The organism is Streptomyces sp. NPDC050433 (genome assembly GCF_044458565.1).
Taxonomy (GTDB): Bacteria; Actinomycetota; Actinomycetes; order Streptomycetales; family Streptomycetaceae; genus Streptomyces.
Genome location: NZ_JBITIB010000001.1, coordinates 407,243 through 427,145 on the forward strand (window position 1 = coordinate 407,243; position 19,903 = coordinate 427,145).

The window sequence follows — 19,903 nt, forward strand, 5'->3', positions numbered from 1 at the left end:
CCCCCTTCCGCAGACCACCGGCCCGGCGCAGCCGCAGCACCAGTCGCCGTACCGCGCTGCTCGCCGTCACGGCCATGACCGCCGGACTGCTCCTCAGCGTCCAGCAGCCCGCCACCGCCGGTCCCAACCTCGTCAAGAACCCCGGCTTCGAGACCCCCGGCGCCGGTGGCGGCGCCGCCATGCCCGACTGCTGGTCGCAGTCCGGCTGGGGCGACAACGACTTCACCTTCGCCACCGTCCCCGACGCGCACAGCGGCACCAGGGCGCTCCGCGTCGAGCTGACCCGGCGTGTCGACGGCGACCGCAAGGCGCTGGTCACCGAGTCGGCGGCGTGCGCGCCCGCCGTACAGCCGGCGAAGCAGTACGACCTCTCCCTCTGGTACAAGTCGACGACACCGGACACGGCGATCACGCTCTTCCGCCACGACACGACGGCCGGCTGGCAGTACTGGACCGACCTCAAGACCCTTGATCTGAGCGCCGGTTACCAGCGTGCGGAGGTCCGCACCCCCGTCGTACCGCCCGGCACCGACCGGATCAGCTGGGGCGTCTCCGTCTTCGGTACCGGCAGCGCCACCACCGACGACTACGGCATGGAGGAGGTCACCGTCCCCGCGCCCGACCCGGACTGCACGGGCACGGCCACCGACTGCGCCGACGGCCGCTGGGAGGTGCTGGAGACGGAGAACCCGGTGCGTTCGATGCACTCGGTGGTCCTCAACAACGGCAAGGTGCTGCTGATCGCCGGGTCCGGCAACGACCCGGAGCGGTTCGAGGCCGGGACGTTCACCTCGGCGGTGTACGACCCCGAGAACGGGACGTACAAGACGGTCCCCACGCCCGACGACATGTTCTGCTCCGGACACGTCCAACTGTCCGACGGCCGCGTGCTGGTGATGAGCGGCAACAAGGGTTACCCGTCGGCGGACGGCACGATCGGCTACCAGGGTTACAAGGACTCGTACGTCTTCGACCCGGCCACCGAGACGTACAGCAGGACCAATGACATGAACGACGGGCACTGGTACCCGTCCGCCACGATCATGGGCAACGGCGACGTGCTGTCCTTCGGCGGGCTGCGCGAGGACTCGTCGGGCTCGGTGACCGCCGATCGCTGGTCGGCGGCCGAGGAGAAGTGGCTGCCGCTCGGAGAAGTCAACCAGACCTGGTCGTACTGGGGTCTGTACCCGGCGATGGTGCTGATGCAGGACGGCCGGCTGTTCTACACGGGCAGCCACACCTTCGGCAACGGCACGCCAGGCACCGGCGCCTCGGTCTACGACTACGACGCCAACACGATCACGGACGTGCCCGGTCTGCGGAACAAGGACGAGCGCGACCAGTCGGCGAGCGTGCTGCTGCCCCCGGCGCAGGACCAGAAGGTGCTGACGATCGGCGGCGGGAACATCGACTCCAACCCGGATGCGAACCGGCTCACCGACATCATCGACCTCAAGGAGCCGAACCCTCAGTACCGGGCGGGCCCGCCGCTGCCGCAGGGCACCGTCGACCTGGGCGCCCCCGGCGGGCCGCAGCCGCAGACCGGCGGGCAGGGCAAGATGTACGGCTCCGCGGTGCTGCTGCCGGACGGCACGGTGCTGGAGACGGGCGGCGGGTTGCACAACCGGGCCAACCCGGTGTTCTCGACGTCGGTCTTCGATCCGGTGACGGAGACGTACGACAAGGTGGCCACGGACCCGGAGGCGCGGGGCTACCACTCGTCGGCGTTCCTGCTGCCCGACGGCCGGGTGATGACGACGGGCGACAATCCGGGCAACGGCTCCTGGAACCACCAGGTGTCGCTCTACACCCCGTCGTATCTCTTCAAGGGGCCGCGACCGGAGATCACTTCGCTGATCGACCCGGAGTGGAACTACGGCGACACCCAGCGGATCACGGTCGACCGGCCCATCGCCAAGGCCGAGTTGATCCGGCCGGCGGCGGTGACGCACTCGTCGGACCCCAACCAGCGTTTCGTGGACCTGCCGTTGACGGTCGACGGCAACACGGTCGATCTGAATGTGACGGGCAATCCGAATCTGGCGCCGCCGGGCTGGTACATGCTCTTCGCGGTCGACGCGAACGGGGTGCCGTCGGTGGCGGAGTGGGTGAAGCTGGGCGGTCCGGCGGCGTTGGCGGACACGTCCGCGCACGGCCAACAGCACGACTTCGCGGGCGAGTTGGAGAAGCCGGTCAAGAAGCCCGCGAAGAAGCGGACTTCGGCGCCGGTGAGCCCGCAGATCTCGGGCTGTGACCGGCACTACGGATCGGCCAACGTGTGCGTGCCCACGGTCTTCCCGGAGACGGTGCGGGCGACGGCGAAGAAGTCGGTGACGCGGGCGCGCTGCGACTGGCTCGCCGCGAACGGTTACGGGGCACTGAAGGTCAACGGGAAGGACGATCCGCTGCGGCTGGACCCGGACGGGAACGGGAGGGCGTGCGGCTGACGTTCCGGCCCGGGGCACACCTCACAGGGTGAGTCCGCCGCCCTTGAGGGTGTCGAGCGCGTTGTCGATGAGCACGGCCAGATCGTCCTTCCGGTCGTGCTCGGCCCAGTAGATCGTCACCTCGCGCAGCGCCGCCATCACGGCCGCGGTGAAGACCCGGACCTCCAGGTCGCCCGCGTCGCGCCCCGTCCGGTCCGCGACCGCCCGGCTCAGCAGGAGCGAGGTCTCGGCCATCGTCTCGGTCATCCTGGCCCGTACGGCGGGGATCTCCAGCATCAGCTTGCTGCGCTGGAACAACTCGTCCGGCTGGTCGGCGAGAACGGCGGTGATGGCCTGACGCAGCACGGACCGCAGCGACTCCAGCGGCGGTTCGTCGGCGGGGCGGGCGCGGATGGCCGTCTCCATGACGGGGTCGAACTCGTCGGTGAGGACGATGTCTTCCTTCGTCGGGAAGTAGCGGAAGACGGTGGACGGAGACACCTCGGCCGCCGCCGCGATCTGTTCGACCGTGGTCGCCTCGTAGCCCTGTTCGGCGATCAGCCGGTACGTCGCTTCGCGGATCGCGACGCGCGTCTTGAGCTTCTTGCGTTCGCGCAGGCCCGGTCGGGGCGGCTGGGCGTCGTCGGAGGGGGGAGGTGCGGAGGCGGCCATGCCGTTTATTGTCGGGCATCCGTCGGTGCGCTCACCACGTCCGCGCCCGCGTCGCCCGCGTCGCCCGCGTCGTCCCCCTCGGGCTGCTCGGCTTCCGTGCCGGCCGCGCCCGACCTATTCGGCAGCAGCGCCGCGACGAGCAGTGCGGCCATCAGCGCGGCGACGCCGCTGACCACCAGGGCGGTGGACATCCCGTGCAGGAAGGCGGAGTTCGCCGCGGCCGTCAGCCCCTCGTCGTCGGTCCGGTCCGCGATCAGATGCGCGGCCACGACCGAGTCGCCCGCCGAGTCGGCCGCCGCGCCGGACAGGCCCGAGGTGTCGAGCCGGTCGGCGTACACGGCCGCCAGCAGGCTGCCCAGCAGCGCGATCCCGATGGCGCTGCCCACTTGACGTACCGTCAGCAGCAGTCCCGACCCGCTGCCCGCACGGTCGACGGGCAGCGCCGCGAGCGCGGTGTCCATGGCGGGCACGACGGTGCAGCCGAACCCGAGTCCCGCGACGGCCAGCCATACGGCGGTGAAGGTGTAGCCGCTGTCCACGGACGTACGGCTGCCGAGGATCGTGGCGAACGCGAGGACGACGAGGCCCGCGCTGATCACCGCGCGCGGGCCGAAGCGCCGTACGAGCGGTGTGCTGAACTTCGCCGCCACCATCAGACCGCCCATCAGCGGCAGCATGCGCAGGCCCGTGCCGAAGGCGTCGTTGCCGAGGACGGCCTGGAGGTACGGCGGCAGGATGAACATCAGGCCCGCCAGCGTGAACATCGCCAGCGTCGCGGTCAGGGTGTTCAGCAGGAAGCCGCGGTCGCCCAGCAGCGCCATGTCCAGCATCGGCCGGGGCGCGGTGCGTTCACGCAGGACGAGCGCGGTGAGCAGGACGAGCGCGGCGGCGAAGGCCCCGACGACGAAGGGGTCGCCCCAGCCCCGTACCGGGACCTCGATGATCCCGAAGATCAGCGCGGCGAGGCCGACGGTGCTCAGCGCGGTCGAGCGCACATCGAACCTGGGGGCGGCCGGGTCCTTGGACTCGGGGACGAGGAGGAGACAGGCGGTGATCCCGGTCGCGACCATGGGGATGTTGAGTACGAAGATCGATCCCCACCAGAAGTGGTCGAGCAGCCAGCCACCGACGATCGGGCCGAGCGGCAGTCCCGCCGCGCCCGCGGTGGCGACGGCGGCGACGGCCTTGGGCCGCTCGTCCGGCTCGAAGACCGACGGCAGTACGGCGAGGGCGAGCGGCATGACGAGCGCGGCGCCGATCCCCATCAAGGTGCGGGCGCCGACGACGAGTTGGACGCTGTCGGCGAGTGCGCCGAGGACCGACCCGGCCAGGAAGACGGTGAGGCCGGCGACCAGCATCCGGCGCCGGCCGAAGCGGTCGCCGAGCAGTCCGGCGGGGAGCATCAGCGCCGCGCACGCGACGATGTAGGCGTCCGCCATCCACTGCTGCTGCCCGGTGGTGGCGCCGAGTTGCCCGGCCATCGTCGGCAGCGCCACGTTGAGGATCGTCAGATCGAACGCGAGCACGAGCATGCTCGCGACGAGTGCTCCCAGTGCCCACCAGCGCCGTGCCATGACCGCCCCCTAGTGAGTGCTTCCATCAAATGACAGTAACTCTCAAAAGGGGTTGGGTGTCAATGTGAAGTTGTGGGGTGTCGGTGGTCGCCGGTGAGGTGTCGCGCCCCGCGTCAGGAGTGCTGGTACGCCACCAGTGAGATCCCGACGTAGTGCACGACGAACGCCGCGAGGGTGAGCGAGTGGAAGACCTCGTGGAAGCCGAACCAGCGTGGTGACGGATTGGGGCGTTTGAGCCCGTAGATGACACCGCCCACGCTGTAGAGCAGTCCGCCGACGATGATCAGGACGAGGACGACGATCCCGCCGGTGCGCATGAAGTCGGGCAGGAAGAAGACGGCCGCCCAGCCCATGGCGATGTAGCAGGGCGTGTAGAGCCAGCGCGGGGCGCCGACCCAGAAGACCCGGAACGCGATGCCCGCCACGGCGGCGCCCCAGACCGCCCAGAGCAGCGTCCGGCCGGTCGAGTCGGGCAGCAGCAGCATGGTCAGCGGGGTGTAGGTGCCCGCGATGATCAGGAAGATGTTGGCGTGGTCGAGCCGGCGCAGTACGGCTTCGCCCCGCGGGCCCCAATTGCCGCGGTGGTAGACGCCGCTGACGCCGAACAGCAGGCAGGCGGTGACGACGTAGATCGCGCAGGCTACCCGTGCCTTGGTCGAGTCGGCCATGACGATCAGCGTGAGACCCGCTACCACGACGGCCGGGAACATCCCCATGTGCAGCCAGCCGCGCATCAGCGGTTTGGCCGGGGTCGGCAGCTGGATCTCGGCCGGTCCCCCTTCGGGTTGTCGAGGGTTCGCGAGCGAGTCGGACGCGGGAGAAGTCATGCGCTCATGCTACCTACGGGACCGTAGGTTCTGGATGGGTGCGGCGGCTGCTCGCTCATCGCGCGCACCGCATGCACCGCACGCACCGCGCGCAGTGGGGGCGGTGGGCAGGGCGGGCGGAGTGGTGATGCTCACGTGGGCGGCCCTCTGGACAGATGGGCGCGAGAGTCGGATGATCAAATGAGTGCGGTCGGCACCGGATGAGCGGTAACGAAGCGTCCGGGTCGCAGCCCCCACGGGGCATACACCTACAAACCCTCATCAAGGAGTAACCGTGGCGCGCGACGCAGGGCTTTCCACCGGAGACCCCCTCAATCCCGTGGCTCCCGACGCCCCGACCGGGCACCAGGAGCTGATCTCCTGGGTCGACGAGATCGCGGCTCTGACCCAGCCGGACCGGGTGGTCTGGTGCGACGGCTCCGAAGCCGAGTACGAGCGCCTGTGCGACGAGCTTGTGGCGAAGGGCACGTTCACGAAGCTCGACCCGATCAAGCGGCCCAACTCGTACTACGCGGCCTCCGACCCCACCGACGTGGCGCGCGTCGAGGACCGCACCTTCATCTGCTCCGAGGAGGAGGAGGACGCGGGCCCCACCAACAAGTGGAAGGCCCCGGCGGAGATGCGCGACATCTTCACCGGCGAACAGGGCGTCTTCCGCGGCTCGATGCGCGGCCGGACCATGTACGTCGTCCCGTTCTGCATGGGACCGGTCGGCTCGCCGCTCTCCGCGATCGGCGTCGAGATCACCGACTCCGCGTATGTCGCGGTCTCCATGCGCACGATGACGCGCATGGGACAGCACGTCCTCGACGAACTCGGCGACGACGGCTTCTTCGTCAAGGCCGTCCACACGCTGGGCGCGCCTCTCGAAGAGGGCCAGGCAGATGTGCCGTGGCCGTGCAACACCACCAAGTACATCTCGCACTTCCCCGAGGGCCGCGAGATCTGGTCGTACGGCTCCGGCTACGGCGGCAACGCGCTGCTGGGCAAGAAGTGTTACGCGCTGCGCATCGCCTCCGTCATGGCACGCGACGAGGGCTGGCTCGCCGAGCACATGCTGATCCTCAAGCTCACGCCGCCGCGCGGGGACGCGAAGTATGTTGCCGCCGCCTTCCCTTCGGCCTGCGGCAAGACCAACCTCGCCATGCTGGAGCCCACCATCTCCGGCTGGACCGTCGAGACGATCGGCGACGACATCGCGTGGATGCGGTTCGGCGAGGACGGCAGGCTGTACGCGATCAACCCGGAGGCGGGCTTCTTCGGCGTCGCGCCCGGCACCGGTGAGCACACCAACGCCAATGCCATGAAGACGATGTGGGGCAATTCCGTCTTCACGAACGTCGCGCTCACCGACGACGGCGACGTGTGGTGGGAGGGCATGACCGAGGAGCCGCCCGCGCACCTCACCGACTGGAAGGGCAACGACTGGACCCCGGAGTCCGGGACCCCGGCCGCCCACCCCAACGCCCGCTTCACCGTGCCGGCGGGCCAGTGCCCGATCATCGCGCCCGAGTGGGAGGACCCCAAGGGCGTCCCGATCTCGGCGATCCTCTTCGGCGGCCGGCGCGCCTCCGCCGTACCGCTGGTGACGGAGTCGTTCAACTGGCAGCACGGCGTCTTCCTCGGCGCGAACGTCGCCTCCGAGAAGACCGCCGCGGCCGAGGGCAAGGTGGGCGAGCTGCGCCGCGACCCGTTCGCGATGCTGCCGTTCTGCGGCTACAACATGGGCGACTACATGGCCCACTGGGTCAAGATCGGCGCCACGGCGACGGCGAAGGGCGACGAGTCCAAGCTCCCGAAGATCTACTACGTCAACTGGTTCCGCAAGAACGACGCGGGCAAGTTCGTCTGGCCCGGCTTCGGCGAGAACGGCCGCGTACTGAAGTGGATCGTGGAGCGCCTGGAAGGCAAGGGCGAGGGCGTCGAGTCCCCGATCGGCATCCTCCCGGCGAAGGGCGCCCTGGACACGGCCGGCCTCAACCTCTCCGAGGCGGACCTGGACTTCCTGCTCACGGTCGACAAGGAGGTCTGGCGCGACGAGGCGTCCCTGATCCCGGCCCACCTGAACACCTTCGGCACGCACACGCCGCCGGAACTGTGGGACGAGTACAACGCGTTGGTGAACCGCCTGTCCTGATGCACCCCTGACCACCCTCCGAGAACGGCCCCCGGAGCCCATCCCTCACGGCTCCGGGGGCCTCGGTGTGTTCCCGTCACCGCGCGCGGGCAAGGCTGTTCACCGAACTCGGGGAACGCCGTCGCCGACCACAGCTGGACACGGTTGTCGGCGGTTTTGACGGAACTCCGCCAGGTCACATCGCTCTGTCACCCACTTCACGCCCCAATCACACGGATGGGTGACTGTGCTCGGTAGGTGTGCCGGGCCAAGATCGAATACATGAAATCCTCCTTGATCCGCCGCGCGTGTGCTGTGGCGGTGGTGCTGGCAGCGACGATGGCGCCCGCGGTGGCGGCACAGTCGGACGACACCGCCGTACGGTCCGACACCGCCCCGAAGTCCGCCATCGGGGCGAAAGCCCGGTTGCTGGGCGAGAAGATCGTTCCGCACAAACTCTCCTTCCAGAACACGACAGTTGGCGGGCTGTCCGGCATCGACCGGAATCCGTGCACGGGCGAGTACGTCATGATCAGCGACGACCGCTCGGTTCTCCAGCCCGCCCGCTTCTACACCGCCAGGATCAAGGTGGACGGCGCCGGGGTGCACTCCGTCGACCTCACCGGCACCCACCCGTTCCTCCAGCCGGACGGCTCGGTCTACCCACCGGCAAGTGCCGGCGACGGCAAGGCCGTGGACCCGGAAGAGGTACGGGTGGACCCGCGGAACTGCCGGTACTGGTGGGCACAGGAGGGCGACCGGCCGAACTCTGCGAGCAGCCCGGTGATCCAGCCGTCGATCCAGTTCGCCAACCGCTCCGGTGCTTACAGTGGCCAACTGCCGCTGCCGCCCAACTACGCAATCACCATGGGCGATCGGGGCCCCCGTCGGAACAAGGCGATCGAAGCGATCACGTTCGGGGACAAGGGCCGCGTGCTGACCAGCGCTGTCGAGGGTCCGCTGCTCCAGGACGGCCCGGAGCCCGATCTGGAACGCGGCGCGCTGATCCGCGTCACCGAGCAGAGCCGGAAGGGCGACGTGCTCGGGCAGTTCGCCTATCCCCTGGAGAAGATCTTCACCGCATCCGACCCGTCCAGCCCGTGGCCCCCGGACACCGGCGTGCCCTCGATCCTCGCCTTCCCCGAGGATCCCAGCCGCTACCTCGTACTCGAACGCACCTGGGTGGCGGGCGCGGGATTCAAGATCCGCGTCTACGACGCCACCACGCGCGGCGCGACCGAGGTGCGGAACATGGACTCCCTGGTCGGCCAGAAGGTCGTCCCGATGCGCAAGAAACTGGTCGCGGACTTCGACGACTTGGGCCTGTCCACGGTGGACAACACCGAGGGCATGACCTGGGGCCCGACCCTGCGGGGCGGCGAACGGACCCTGCTCCTGGTCAGCGACGACAACTTCGCCGATGACGAGGTCACGCAGATCGTCGCCCTCGGCATCCGCGGGTAGTCGGCAACGGTAACGGGCAACGGCAACTGCCTTGAACGGGCTGCGGATTCGCTCCGCAGCCCGTTCGGCCCGCGCGCCGCACCTATGAAAACGCCGCTCGGCGAACACGAAGCGCAGCAGCATCACCACAGCCTCTGCCGCGTAGCCGTTGCGCCGATGAGCGGCGCCCATCCGTCGCCAAGGGCTGCCCCGTCGTCCCCGGCGGGCGCACCACGCGCTCACCTACCGCACCCTGGTCGATGAGGCACGCGAGGGCCATGGCAATTTCCCCGTCCGGCCAGTGTTCACGGCACAGTGAACCCATGAACGGACGAGGACTGGAACCCGACGGGACGATTTCACGCGAAGGCGCCCTGGGCCGAGTGCGGCCGGCGTTCGTCCCCGTCGTCGACGCGGCCCGCGCCCGCATCGCCGAGACGTTCGGCAGCGCCCGCCTGCACAGCGCCTACCTCTACGGGAGTGTCCCGCGCGGCACCGCCACCCCCGGACTCTCCGACCTGGACATTCAACTCGCCCTTCACGACGAGCCCACCGAAGCCGACCGCACCGACGCCGAAGGGATCGAGGCCGCTCTCGACCGCGCGTTCACCCAGATCGACGGCGCCGGAATCCTGCTGACCAGCGCACGCGCTCTCATCAGTGACCGCGAACGTCACGATGCCGGGTTCTTCATCGCCTGCCTGTGCACCCCGCTGCTCGGCGACGACCTCGCGGAGCAGCTGCCCCGCTACCGGCCCACAACCCTGCTTGCCCGCGAAACGAACGGCGACCTGGCCCGCGTGCTGCCGCGCTGGCGTACCGAATTCGCCGAGGCCGCTACGGACGCCGACCGCAGAAGGCTCAGCCGCCTTGTCGCGCGCCGTACCGTCCGGACCGGATTCACCCTGATCATGCCCCGCTGGGGCGGCTGGACCAGCGGCCTGGACGAGTCCGCCGAACTCTTCGGTCGCTACTATCCCGAGCGCGCCGCCCAGATGAGCACGGCGGCCACCACCGGCCGCGCGCCTTCGGCCGACCGGGCGGTACTCGGAATGCTCATCGACGACCTGGGTCCTTGGCTCGCAGCGGAGTACACAGCGGTGCACGGCGAGAAGGCGCCGCGTCCCTGACGGGTACCTGGCGGTGACTGCCAGCAAGTGGGAGCTGGCCGCGAGAAGTTCGGGGTAGGGCTCGGCCACCCGCGCTGCCGTCAGAACGGACTCGAAGAGATCTCCACTCGGGTCTGGACCGGCGTGCTGCTCCACCGCCTTGAGGACGGACCACGCCGGTCCCTCGATCCCGAACACCGCCACGTCCACCAGGCCGGCATCGCGCAATTCATCGGCGAGTTCTTCGGCGCGGTGGAAGTTGGCCAGGGTGAAGCCGCGCTTTCCGTCGTGGACAGCCGTGCGGAGGATCGCGGAGATCGCCGTCTTCATCCGCTGGGCGTGCAGGTGTGCGTAGGCGGTGTGCTCGAAGAGCGGCGCGGCCGGACTCGCCTTCCTGGTCCTGCTGTTGGTGGTACCTCGCCGCCTCCCGGTGATCAAGCACCCGGAGAACTGAGGGTCCGGGCCGTCCCATCCACATTCGACTGGCTCAAAATCTCCCCTGGCTTATGTCATGGAGACGTCATTGGCATGGCGATGTAACACACATGTTGGAAGCTCGCGGCACGCCTTCCGGCTCACCGGTCAAACCCACCCCCACCTGGCGAAGTTCGGTCGGACGACGCGTCACCCCGTGTGAGGAGTTATTGATGAACCAACAGGCATCCCGCCGCAACTTCCTGAGATCCGTCGGCGTCGCGGGCGGTGCCGGCATGCTGTATTCGGCCATGGGTGCGCTCGGTGTGGCACCGGTCCCCGACGCACGGGCGGAGGAGTACCGGCCGCCCCGAAGCAGCGACTTCTCGCTCACCGGACAGAGCGGCAAGAAGGTCCTGATACTTGGCGGCGGCATAGCCGGCCTGGCGACGGCGTACGAGCTGGGCAAGGCGGGCTACGACTGCCGGATCCTGGAGGCGAAGGACCGCCCCGGCGGCCGCAACTGGACGGTCCGCGGCGGTACCACGCTCACCGACCTGGACGGGCGCAGCCAGACGGCCTCCTTCTCCAAGGGCCAGTACATGAACGCGGGCCCGGCCCGGCTGCCGCAGTCCCACGTCACGCTCGAGTACTGCCGTGAACTCGGCGTTCCACTGGAGGTGTTCACCAACCAGAACGCCAACGCGTACATCTACCACGAGAACAGCGCCGCCCAGGCGGGCAAGGCGATCCGCTGGCGCACCGCGAAGGCCGACGCCTACGGATATGTCTCCGAGCTGCTCGCCAAGGCCACCGACCAGGGCGCCCTGGACGGAGAGCTCACCGCCGGCGACAAGGAGCGGCTGATCGCGTTCCTGCAGAACTTCGGTGCCATCAAGGGCAAAGCCGACGGCTTCGGCTACACGGGCTCCGACCGGCGCGGGTACTCGGTCGAGCCTGGTGCGGCCTTCGAGAAGGGCACGGTGCTTGCCCCGGTGCCGTCCCTGTCGGACGTCATCGGGAGCGGCGTCGGGCAGCGCTTCTCCTTCGAGTTCGGCTACGACCAGGCCATGCAGATGTTCCAGCCGGTGGGCGGGATGGACGCCATCCCGTACGCGCTGGCGAAGGCTGTCGGCGAGAACCGGATCACCTACGGCGCCAAGGCGATGGAGGTCAAGGATCTCCCTGACGGTGCCGAGGTCGTCTACAAGGACGCACAGGGCCGAACCCGCAGCCGGCACGCCGACTTCGTCGTGGCGGCGATTCCGCCCATGGTCATGGCCCGGATCAAGCACAACCTCGGCGCGGACATCACAGCCGCGCTGAAGTACCCCGTCGCGACCCCGGTCGGCAAGGTGGGGCTCGAATACCGCAGCCGCTGGTGGGAGACGGACGAGCACATCTACGGCGGCATCACGCCGACCGACATGGACCTGGCGAGCATCTGGTATCCCTCGTACGGCTACCAGGGCCGCCGCGGCACTCTCATCGGCTACTACAACTTCGGCGCCAACGCCGTCGCCTACAGCGACCTGCCACACGCCAAGCGGGTGGAGCGGGCGGTGAGCCAGGGTGTGAAGATCCACGGAGACAAGTACCGCACCGAGCTCGACCGCGCCTTCAGTGTGGCCTGGCACCGCACGCCCCACATCGAGGCCGGCTGGGTGTCCTGGCCCTCACAGACCGGCCCGGAGTACAAGCTGCTCAACAAGCCCGCAGGCCATGTCTACTTCGCCGGCGACTGGCTCAGCCATGTCATCGCCTGGCAGCACGGCGCGTTCACCTCGGCCCGCAAGGTCGTCACTGACATCCACGAAAGGGTGATGGCCGCATGAAACGGCGTACGAAGATCCTCACCGCCACGACCCTGGCCGGAATTCTCCTCACCGGCGGCACCGCGCTGGCCGACGCCCGGGGCTGGTGGCCCGGCCCGAAGACGGTACGCGTGATGCTGCCCGAGGGGCAGTCCAACCCGGCCATCGCGAACGGCGTGGCGCTGGGCGGGGAGGTGGCCGTCTACCAGAGCAGCGGCCTCGGTCCGTCCGCGCTCAACCCGAGTGCGCCGGACGGCACGCCCGAGCGTTACACCGACCCCTCTCTCACCGAGGGGGCCGAGGGTGTCACGATCACCGAGGCGCAGGCGCTCGTCGTACTGCGCAACATCAGGACCAACCTGGAGGCTGCGGGCGTCAAACCGGCCGACGTCATCACGATGAAGGCCTACCTGGCGAAGCCGCCGGGCGCCGAGATCGCCGACTACGCGGGCTGGAACCGCGCGTACCGGCAGTTCTTCGCCAACGTCGACCTGAAGTCGCAGCAGGTCGTTCCGGTGCCCATGGGAACCTCGGCCCCCAAACCGCCGCTGCTGGCGAACGAGGCCCGCCCGGCGCGGGCGACGATGGAGGTCGCCTCGCTGGCCGTGCGGGGGTGGCTCGTCGAGGTCGAGGTGACCGCGACGTACAAGAAGCGCTAGGCCTGTCCGGTCGATCTTCGCGGGCCCGCGACGCCTGGCACCGCACCTCGCCGCGTTGTCGGAGTCGTCCAAGTACATCCAGTACGAGCACGATCCTCCGCCCTTGCGATGTACGGCACCAGACGCCGCGGTCTGATCCGCGAAGATCGACTGGACAGAACCCAGGCGCCGGACCGACCACCGCCTGGAGTTCACGGCGGCCCTCGACGGCGACGAGGTGCCGCCGTCGGTGTCGCTCCTCCAGCCGCTTGACCAGCTGTTCTTCGAGCCCGTCAAGCTCCGCGCGGCGCGCGGCGATCCGCTCCGGCGTCTCGGGATCCATCATGGACCGGATCGTAGGAGCCGTACCAGCAGCCGCTTGCGGGAACGGGCGAAGCCGCCCTGCCAGACGATCTACAGCTCGGACTGCCGCTCACGACCAGCACGGGCACCCCGGACGGACATCACGGAAGCTCCGCCGCACAGCGACTTTCAAGATTGCGCACCCTCATCAGGCCGGCGACCAGGGCCGCGAGCAGCAGGATGCCGACCGTCCACCAGAAGGTCGATGTGGGCCACATGCTGAGCGCGTACGGGGGCATCCCGGTCACGGTCGAGGCGGAGGACAAGTGCACGATGCGGCTGTCGCTGACGGGGTACGACCTGAGGGCGCTCGTGAGTCGGCATCATGATGAGGTTCTGCCGCTGAACCCGCACTGGACTCGTTCGTTCCGGAGCCGGGCCAGACGGCGAGGTTGCCTCCGGGTAACGACACGAAGTGCCAACCGCTGGGCCCGTGATCTGCCACGCCTCGAAGGACGGGTCGGGTGAGCACGTCAGGTGGTGGCCCGTGTCGAAGACGACCCGCAGGGTCCCGGACTTGAACGCGACGACCGACAGGACGGTCGCCCCGAAGAGAGCGAGTGCCCCTGCCACGTCCTGCGATTCCGGCGTCAGGAGTACGGACGGGTGGCCGGCCCGGACAGTCCCGACCGAGAGCCTGACGGGCGTTTCCAACGCGACTTCCCAGTCCGGGTCGAGGACCAGCACGAGCCGGAAGTCCACACTGATCTTGGTGCCTCATGCCACAAAGGTGCAGGACCCACCGGTCCTTGTGTTCGACGGGACTCTCTTCAGCGCTCATTTACCGCATCCTGGTCGATGAGGCACGCGAGGCCATGGCATTTTCCCGTCCGTTCATGGGTTCACGGCACAGTGAACCCATGAACGGACGAGGACTGGAACCCGACGGGACGATTTCACGCGAGGGCGCCTTGGGCCGAGTACGGCCGGCCTTCGTCCCCGTCGTCGACGCGGCCCGCGCCCGCATCGCCGAGACGTTCGGCAGCGCCCGCCTGCACAGCGCCTATCTCTACGGGAGTGTCCCGCGCGGCACCGCCACCCCCGGACTCTCCGACCTCGACGTTCAGCTCGCCCTTCACGAGGAGCCCACCGAAGCCGACCGCACCGACGCCGAAGCGATCGAGACCTCTCTCGACCGCGCGTTCACCCAGATCGACGGCGCCGGAATCCTGCTGACCGGCGCACGCGCTCTCATCAGTGACCGCGAACGTCATGATGCCGGGTTCTTCATCGCCTGCCTGTGCACCCCGCTGCTCGGCGACGACCTCGCGGAGCAACTGCCCCGCTATCGCCCCACAACCCTGCTCGCCCGCGAAACGAACGGCGACCTGGCCCGCGTGCTGCCGCGCTGGCGTACCGAATTCGCCGAGGCCGCTACGGACGCCGACCGCAGAAGTCTCGGCCGCCTCGTCGCGCGCCGCACCGTCCGCACTGGATTCACCCTGATCATGCCCCGCTGGGGCGGCTGGACCAGCGACCTGGACGAGTCCGCCGAACTCTTCGGCCGCTACTACCCCGAGCGCGCCGCCCAGATGCGCACCGCGGCCTCCGTCGGCCGCGCGCCTTCGGCCGACCGGGCGGTACTCGGAATGCTCATCGACGACCTGGGTCCTTGGCTCGCAGCGGAGTACACGGCGGTGCACGGCGAGAAGGCGCCGCGTCCCTGACGGGTATCTGGCGGTGACTCGCACGGACAACGGCGGGTCCGGACGTTGCGTGAAGGCCTGGGCGGGCCGCCCTGAGTCACTCCGCCGCAGGCGGGTGCGCGGCACGCAGCATCGCAGCGAGGACAGGGCCGATCCCACGAAGGTTGCTCCTGGCTGACCTGCTCGTATCTCCACTTTCGTGGAGCGCCCTGAAGCGGTGGCCTGACCCCACCCTGGGTCCGAACCCCCGACCACCTGCCACAACCGGCCTCCGGAGCCCGGCCCCTCACGGCTCCGGGGCCCTCAGCGTGTGCGGCTTCCGCCGGGTTACGCGGGTGCCTTCCCGACTGCCAGCAAGTGGGAGCTGGCCGCGAGAAGTTCGGGGTAGGGCTCGGCCATCCGCGCCGCCGTCAGAACGGACTCGAAGAGATCTTCACTTGGGTCCCGACCGGCGTGCTGCTCCACCGCCTTGAGGATGGACCAGGCCGGCCCCTCGATCCCGAACACCCTCACGTCCACAAGGCCGGCATCGCGCAATTCATCGGCGAGTTCTTCGGCGCGGTGGAAGTAGGCCAGAGTGAAGCCGCGCTTGCCGTCGTGGACAGCCGTGCGGAGGATCGCGGAGATCGCCGTCTTCATCCGCTCGGCATGCAGGTGTGCGTAGGCGGTGTGCTCGAAGAGCGAGGAGTACCTGTTGATCGCCCCGGCAGCCACGAGCCCGCCGGGCCGCACCACACGCCGCGCTTCGGACAGTGCCTGCCACCGGTCGGCTGGCTCGGGGAGGTGATAGAGCGGCCCCAGCACCTGCACCACGTCATAGCTGGCATCCGAAGCCTCCAGTGCGCGAGCATCCCCCAGCGACGCGGGGCAGACTCTGGCCGCCTGTTCGACATGCCGGGCGACGGGATCAACCAGGTCGACGTGATACCCGTCATCGACCAGCCACCGAGCATGGACGCCCGTGCCACCTCCTACATCCAGCACGCGGGCGGGCGCCGGCGGGAGGAAGCGCCGTAGGAGTTCCCGCGTTCGCAGCAGTTCGAGCCGCCCGTCCGCCGACACACTCAGCCGGGCGCCCTCGTCGATGACCTGCGAGTAGAAGTGCTCGATCTCTGTTGCAAGTTCTGGGTTCGGCATGTTTTTCAGTATCATGTGTACCGGTGGACCAGTCCAGAACAGCTATCAACAAGGGGACCCGTGGCGCTCTTGAAGTACGAGGAAATCGCGGAATCCCTGCGCACCCGGATCGCGGCGGGGGAGTTCGATGGTGAGACCCTGCCGTCCGGGCGTGATCTGGCGGAGCAGTGGTCGGTTTCACGGGCCACCGCCGTCAAGGCTATGGACGTTCTGCGGAGCGATGGCGTGGTGGAGGCCAGGCAGGGGACGGGATTCGTCGTCGCCGAGACTCCCGTTGCGCGACCGGCGGGCGCACGCAGGGCCGGTTCGACGCGCGTGACCGGCGGCATGCCGTTCCTGCGCGTGGGTGAGCCCGACTGGGCCGCGCCGCCAGCACATGTGGCTACTGTGCTCGGAACGGACGCCGGGGTGAAGGCTCTGCGCCGGGTGCGCGTGCTGCAACTGCCCGACGGCAGCCCTCACAGCTATGTGCAGGCGTGGTTCCCGCCCGACGTGGCCGAGCCGTCGCCGCGACTGACCCAGACGGCTCCGATCGCGGAAGGAACGACGCGGTACGTGCGTCGGCAGACCGGCCGATTTCCCGTGGAGGGTGTGGATGTGACCACGGTGCGCCTGGCGACGGAGGAGGAGGTCTCACACCTCGCGCTCTCGGAGCCGACGGCAGTGGCTGTGGTGCTGCACACGGCCTACGACCAGGAACAGCGCCCGCTCGTCTGCGAGGAAGGTGTCACGCCGAGTGCGCTCTACGAACACGCGGAGGTATATGCGATGTAGACGCATCAAGCATGAGCGCTGGGCCGGTGGACCGGTCCAGATTTTTTTTGCCCGCAAAGTGGCTCTCTGGCTGGGTGAATGCAATGGCCCCACTCCGGGTGGAACCCACAGGAGTTGACTGGACCGGTCCACCGGTCCAGTATTCCTCTTGTGCCGCTTGGCGCCCCCGGAGAACCGGCCGCACCCCTCACCGAACCGAGGTCCTGATGACCGTGACTGGTACCGCTCGACCCATGCGCACCGGGCATCCCGGCTACACCCAGACCCTGCCGTGCACAGCACGGAGCGCCCTCCCGGCCCGATCGCTCGTGCGCACCGCGCTGGAGGCCTGGGGCCTGGAACACCTCGGCGACACCGGCGCTCTGGTCGTGACGGAGCTGCTGTCGAACTCCGTTACACACACGCGTACTTACTCGATTCGCGTGACCGTTTCCCGGCCCGGCGAGACATTCGTGCGTATTGCGGTGGCGGACGACTCGAAGACGATCCCGACGCTTCGGACGACGACCGACGATCACGAGGAGACCGGGCGGGGGCTCGCGATCATCGACGCGCTGACCTGGCGGTGGGGCACGGACCTTCTCCTTGGGGGGAAACGGGTCTGGGGCGATCTGAGGTGCGAGGCCGACACATGACGGAGGCGAAGCCCTGGGTGGGCGACCACGTACGCGACGAAGTCTCGGGTCGGCTGGCGATCCTCACCGATATCCGCCGAGGCGACTACGTACTGCGGCCGGTGCAGGGTCCCGGTGAGTGGATCGCCGAGGATCCCGCACGGCTCCGCTTCATCGCGCCGGCGATTCTGCCGCGGCGTACACCCGAGAAAGGAGGATCGGACAGCGTCGCCGAAATGCATGCCCTCATTGACGCGGGCGCCTTCTGGCGCCTGGCACCCGAATGGGTCCCGCGCGACGGATACGCGACGCCGAGCCCCGCTGTCCTACGGGAATTGGAGGCCGGGCTGAAGCGGCTGGCGCAGGGCTCCGTGAGCGAAGTCCCCGCAGAATCCCGTGGGACTGCCGAACAGACCAAGGAGGAAAATTGACGCCGCGCGCGTGTGGGTCGCGTCCGTCAGGGCGAGACGGGCCAGGGCCCAACTCCCGCTCCGGGCACACACCTACCCCGTGCCCGGGGCGGGGCACAGCGGCCCCGACCGTTCCAACTCTGAACAGGGCGAGTCGGCCGGGGTGGGAATGCGCAACTCGGCCACGTGGCCGAGCTGTTGCACTGTCCGCACCACCAGGAAACGGAGGCACGGAACAGATGACGCAGACACCCGCACCGTGGGGCACGCAGCGAATGGGGCCGTACGCGGCCACCACCACGGTCCCGCAGTACACGCCCGTGATGGACTCCGAGACGCAGATTGCGGTGATCGTGGACGAGTACGGTCGGACGGTCGAGCTGGGCAGTCATGGCACCAGCACAAGCGGCCTGACGCCCACCACGACCACCCGCGGTGACGGGTCCGGTCCGGGCGGTGCGACCGACGCGGACAGCACCGAGTCCTACGACCAGGACCAGAGTTCTGGCTGATGGATGACCGCAGGTCGGTACTGGTGCTGACCAACCCCTACGACGTGACGGCGGACATGGTGTTGAGGCTCCTCGCCGAACGCCGCGTTCCCGTGGTCCGTCTCGACCCCGGCGCCGACCTGCACGCGGGTGCCTCGCTTACCGCCACGTACCGTCGAGCGAGCAGCGGGGCACCCTGCGCACGGCAAGCCGGGAACTCGACACCACCGCGATTCGGTCCGTCTGGGTGCGCAGGCCCTCGCCCTACGAGGGGCCACCCGGGTTGAGCGACCAGGACCGTCGGTTCGCCGCAGAACAAGCGCTGTGGGGCGTTGGGGGCATCCTCGCGTCCCTGCCCGGAGCGCACTACGTCAACCACCAGTGGAACAACCGTGCCGCCGAGTTCAAGCCGTCGCAGCTTTCCACCGCACAACGCTGCGAATTCCTGGTGCCCAACACGGTGATCACCAACGACCCGAAAGAAGCACGGGAGTTCGTTACGTTCCAACACGGCGGAGTGGTCTACAAGCCGTTGTGGAACACGCCCTACCGCGTGGACGACCAGCCGCACAGCGTGTGGGTCCGGGAGGTGCACGGGGCCGAGATCACCGACACCGTGTCCGTGTGCCCCCACATGAAACAGATCCTCTGGGACGTGTCCATCGGTTCGCAGGCCCGAACGACACCCAACCCCAACGGCGGGTGGACCGTCGTGCAGCGCGGGCCCGTCCACCTGTGGGATCGGGTCGAGCGGGCGGTGCGGCGCTGGCAGGCTGCCGGCGAACCCCACCAGGAGGGATTCGGCATCACGGTCTCGGCCGCCGGTCAGCGGGTGTGGCTCGGCACCGAGGACGGGCCCGGCTGGAACCTGCCGATCTGACGCACAGCGATCCCGCCCAGGGGGCGCGGGCGCTGTTGCCGCCCGCGCACTGTTGGCCAGACAGCGAAACGCTTCGAGCGGCCAAGCCGCGTGAGCGCCCGGACGGCAACGGCCACGCGGGCCGTCAGTGGGCGGTGGCCAAAGGGTGTTCCTCCGAGGTCCGGAGCGCCGCCGTGTGGGCGTCCATTCGTTCCGCGGCCAGGATCGCCGCCGCCGTGTCCGCGCGGGAGGCCGCGACGACCAGCGCCCGGCCCGCCAGGGCGAGCGCACGCCGGTGCAACTCGGTAGCGTCCGCACCGGAGGCAGCACCAGCGGCGCGGACCGGCGCGCTGCCGCGCAGCCGCGTCACCTCGTGGGCGATCCGGTCCGCCTCGCGGTCGAGCCCGAGGTCGTCGGTGACGGCCAGCAGCGCCGCGAGATGGCCGGCGAGCTGGATGTCCAGCTCCTCCTCGCGGGTGCGGTGCGGGAAGTCGGTGTCGGTGTGGGCGTCGGCCATCGAGTGGACCGACTTGGTGCGGATCGGCTCGTACATGGGATGGTCTCCTGGCGTCGTCA

At 69.1% G+C, this 19,903-nt stretch carries 17 protein-coding genes and 2 pseudogenes; 12 read left to right on the forward strand and 7 right to left on the reverse strand.

The features are described 5' to 3' along the window. Window positions 1-74 precede the first annotated feature (74 nt). Window positions 75-2,447, forward strand: a complete 2,373-nt coding sequence (locus ACIBLA_RS01940) for a galactose oxidase-like domain-containing protein (protein WP_399197584.1) — start codon at window positions 75-77, stop codon at window positions 2,445-2,447. A 21-nt stretch (window positions 2,448-2,468) separates the two neighbouring features. On the opposite strand, the gene ACIBLA_RS01945 is transcribed toward ACIBLA_RS01940, so the two are convergent. The 3 genes from ACIBLA_RS01945 to ACIBLA_RS01955 all read right to left on the reverse strand — a co-directional run bounded on the left by ACIBLA_RS01945 (window position 2,469) and on the right by ACIBLA_RS01955 (window position 5,406). Beyond that, on the reverse strand, window positions 2,469-3,098 hold the full coding sequence (locus ACIBLA_RS01945) for a TetR family transcriptional regulator (RefSeq protein WP_363244558.1): 630 nt from the start codon (window positions 3,096-3,098) through the stop codon (window positions 2,469-2,471). 5 nt (window positions 3,099-3,103) lie between these two features. Continuing rightward, on the reverse strand, window positions 3,104-4,672 hold the full coding sequence (locus ACIBLA_RS01950; protein ID WP_399197522.1) for an MFS transporter: 1,569 nt from the start codon (window positions 4,670-4,672) through the stop codon (window positions 3,104-3,106). A gap of 113 nt (window positions 4,673-4,785) precedes the next feature. After that, window positions 4,786-5,406 (reverse strand): hemolysin III family protein, encoded by a 621-nt coding sequence (locus tag ACIBLA_RS01955; RefSeq protein ID WP_363244612.1) that lies wholly within the window; start codon window positions 5,404-5,406, stop codon window positions 4,786-4,788. A 412-nt stretch (window positions 5,407-5,818) separates the two neighbouring features. Between ACIBLA_RS01955 and ACIBLA_RS01960 the strand changes: the two genes are divergently transcribed. From ACIBLA_RS01960 to ACIBLA_RS01980, 5 genes are all read left to right on the forward strand, one after another. Next, window positions 5,819-7,636, forward strand: coding sequence for a phosphoenolpyruvate carboxykinase (GTP) (locus tag ACIBLA_RS01960; protein ID WP_399197585.1), 1,818 nt, complete (start codon window positions 5,819-5,821; stop codon window positions 7,634-7,636). Between the two features lie 261 nt (window positions 7,637-7,897). Beyond that, entirely contained in the window at window positions 7,898-9,079 is a 1,182-nt protein-coding gene (locus tag ACIBLA_RS01965; RefSeq protein ID WP_363244566.1) for an esterase-like activity of phytase family protein, read from the forward strand. Window positions 9,080-9,381: 302 nt separating this feature from the next. Continuing rightward, entirely contained in the window at window positions 9,382-10,188 is an 807-nt protein-coding gene (locus ACIBLA_RS01970; RefSeq protein ID WP_363244567.1) for a nucleotidyltransferase domain-containing protein, read from the forward strand. 626 nt (window positions 10,189-10,814) lie between these two features. After that, window positions 10,815-12,416 (forward strand): flavin monoamine oxidase family protein, encoded by a 1,602-nt coding sequence (locus ACIBLA_RS01975; RefSeq protein ID WP_363244568.1) that lies wholly within the window; start codon window positions 10,815-10,817, stop codon window positions 12,414-12,416. Next, window positions 12,413-13,054 carry a Rid family hydrolase gene (locus tag ACIBLA_RS01980; protein WP_399197523.1) on the forward strand — a complete coding sequence of 214 codons (642 nt, stop codon included), beginning with the start codon at window positions 12,413-12,415 and terminating at the stop codon, window positions 13,052-13,054. The genes ACIBLA_RS01975 and ACIBLA_RS01980 overlap by 4 nt, the downstream gene beginning before the upstream one ends. A gap of 443 nt (window positions 13,055-13,497) precedes the next feature. Here the strand turns inward: ACIBLA_RS01980 and ACIBLA_RS01985 are convergent, their stop codons facing one another. Both ACIBLA_RS01985 and ACIBLA_RS01990 read right to left on the reverse strand, forming a co-directional pair. Continuing rightward, on the reverse strand, window positions 13,498-13,668 hold the full coding sequence (locus ACIBLA_RS01985; RefSeq protein WP_399197590.1) for a hypothetical protein: 171 nt from the start codon (window positions 13,666-13,668) through the stop codon (window positions 13,498-13,500). A gap of 157 nt (window positions 13,669-13,825) precedes the next feature. Further along, a pseudogene (locus ACIBLA_RS01990) lies at window positions 13,826-14,098 on the reverse strand (DUF6188 family protein); the annotation flags it as partial. Between the two features lie 158 nt (window positions 14,099-14,256). Here ACIBLA_RS01990 and ACIBLA_RS01995 point away from each other — a divergent pair. Beyond that, the gene (locus tag ACIBLA_RS01995; protein WP_399197524.1) at window positions 14,257-15,063 is read left to right on the forward strand and encodes a nucleotidyltransferase domain-containing protein; all 807 of its coding nucleotides are present in this window, start codon (window positions 14,257-14,259) and stop codon (window positions 15,061-15,063) included. Window positions 15,064-15,369: 306 nt separating this feature from the next. Here the strand turns inward: ACIBLA_RS01995 and ACIBLA_RS02000 are convergent, their stop codons facing one another. Further along, window positions 15,370-16,179, reverse strand: coding sequence for a class I SAM-dependent methyltransferase (locus ACIBLA_RS02000; protein WP_399197586.1), 810 nt, complete (start codon window positions 16,177-16,179; stop codon window positions 15,370-15,372). A gap of 60 nt (window positions 16,180-16,239) precedes the next feature. On the opposite strand from ACIBLA_RS02000, the gene ACIBLA_RS02005 reads away from it, so the two are divergent. The 5 genes and pseudogenes from ACIBLA_RS02005 (at window position 16,240) to ACIBLA_RS02025 (ending at window position 19,348) form a co-directional block, all read left to right on the forward strand. Further along, window positions 16,240-16,953, forward strand: coding sequence for a GntR family transcriptional regulator (locus ACIBLA_RS02005; RefSeq protein ID WP_399197525.1), 714 nt, complete (start codon window positions 16,240-16,242; stop codon window positions 16,951-16,953). A 233-nt stretch (window positions 16,954-17,186) separates the two neighbouring features. Continuing rightward, the gene (locus ACIBLA_RS02010; RefSeq protein WP_399197526.1) at window positions 17,187-17,588 is read left to right on the forward strand and encodes an ATP-binding protein; all 402 of its coding nucleotides are present in this window, start codon (window positions 17,187-17,189) and stop codon (window positions 17,586-17,588) included. Then, window positions 17,585-17,998, forward strand: coding sequence for a hypothetical protein (locus ACIBLA_RS02015; RefSeq protein ID WP_399197527.1), 414 nt, complete (start codon window positions 17,585-17,587; stop codon window positions 17,996-17,998). Before ACIBLA_RS02010 ends, ACIBLA_RS02015 begins: the two co-directional genes overlap by 4 nt. Before the next feature lie 218 nt (window positions 17,999-18,216). Continuing rightward, the gene (gene tgmA, locus ACIBLA_RS02020) at window positions 18,217-18,489 is read left to right on the forward strand and encodes a putative ATP-grasp-modified RiPP (protein WP_399197528.1); all 273 of its coding nucleotides are present in this window, start codon (window positions 18,217-18,219) and stop codon (window positions 18,487-18,489) included. Then, window positions 18,489-19,348, forward strand: a pseudogene (locus tag ACIBLA_RS02025) (MvdC/MvdD family ATP grasp protein). The gene tgmA and the pseudogene ACIBLA_RS02025 overlap by 1 nt, the downstream one beginning before the upstream one ends. A 124-nt stretch (window positions 19,349-19,472) precedes the next feature. On the opposite strand, the gene ACIBLA_RS02030 reads toward ACIBLA_RS02025, so the two are convergent. Further along, on the reverse strand, window positions 19,473-19,880 hold the full coding sequence (locus tag ACIBLA_RS02030) for a hypothetical protein (protein ID WP_363244577.1): 408 nt from the start codon (window positions 19,878-19,880) through the stop codon (window positions 19,473-19,475). Window positions 19,881-19,903: the final 23 nt, after the last annotated feature.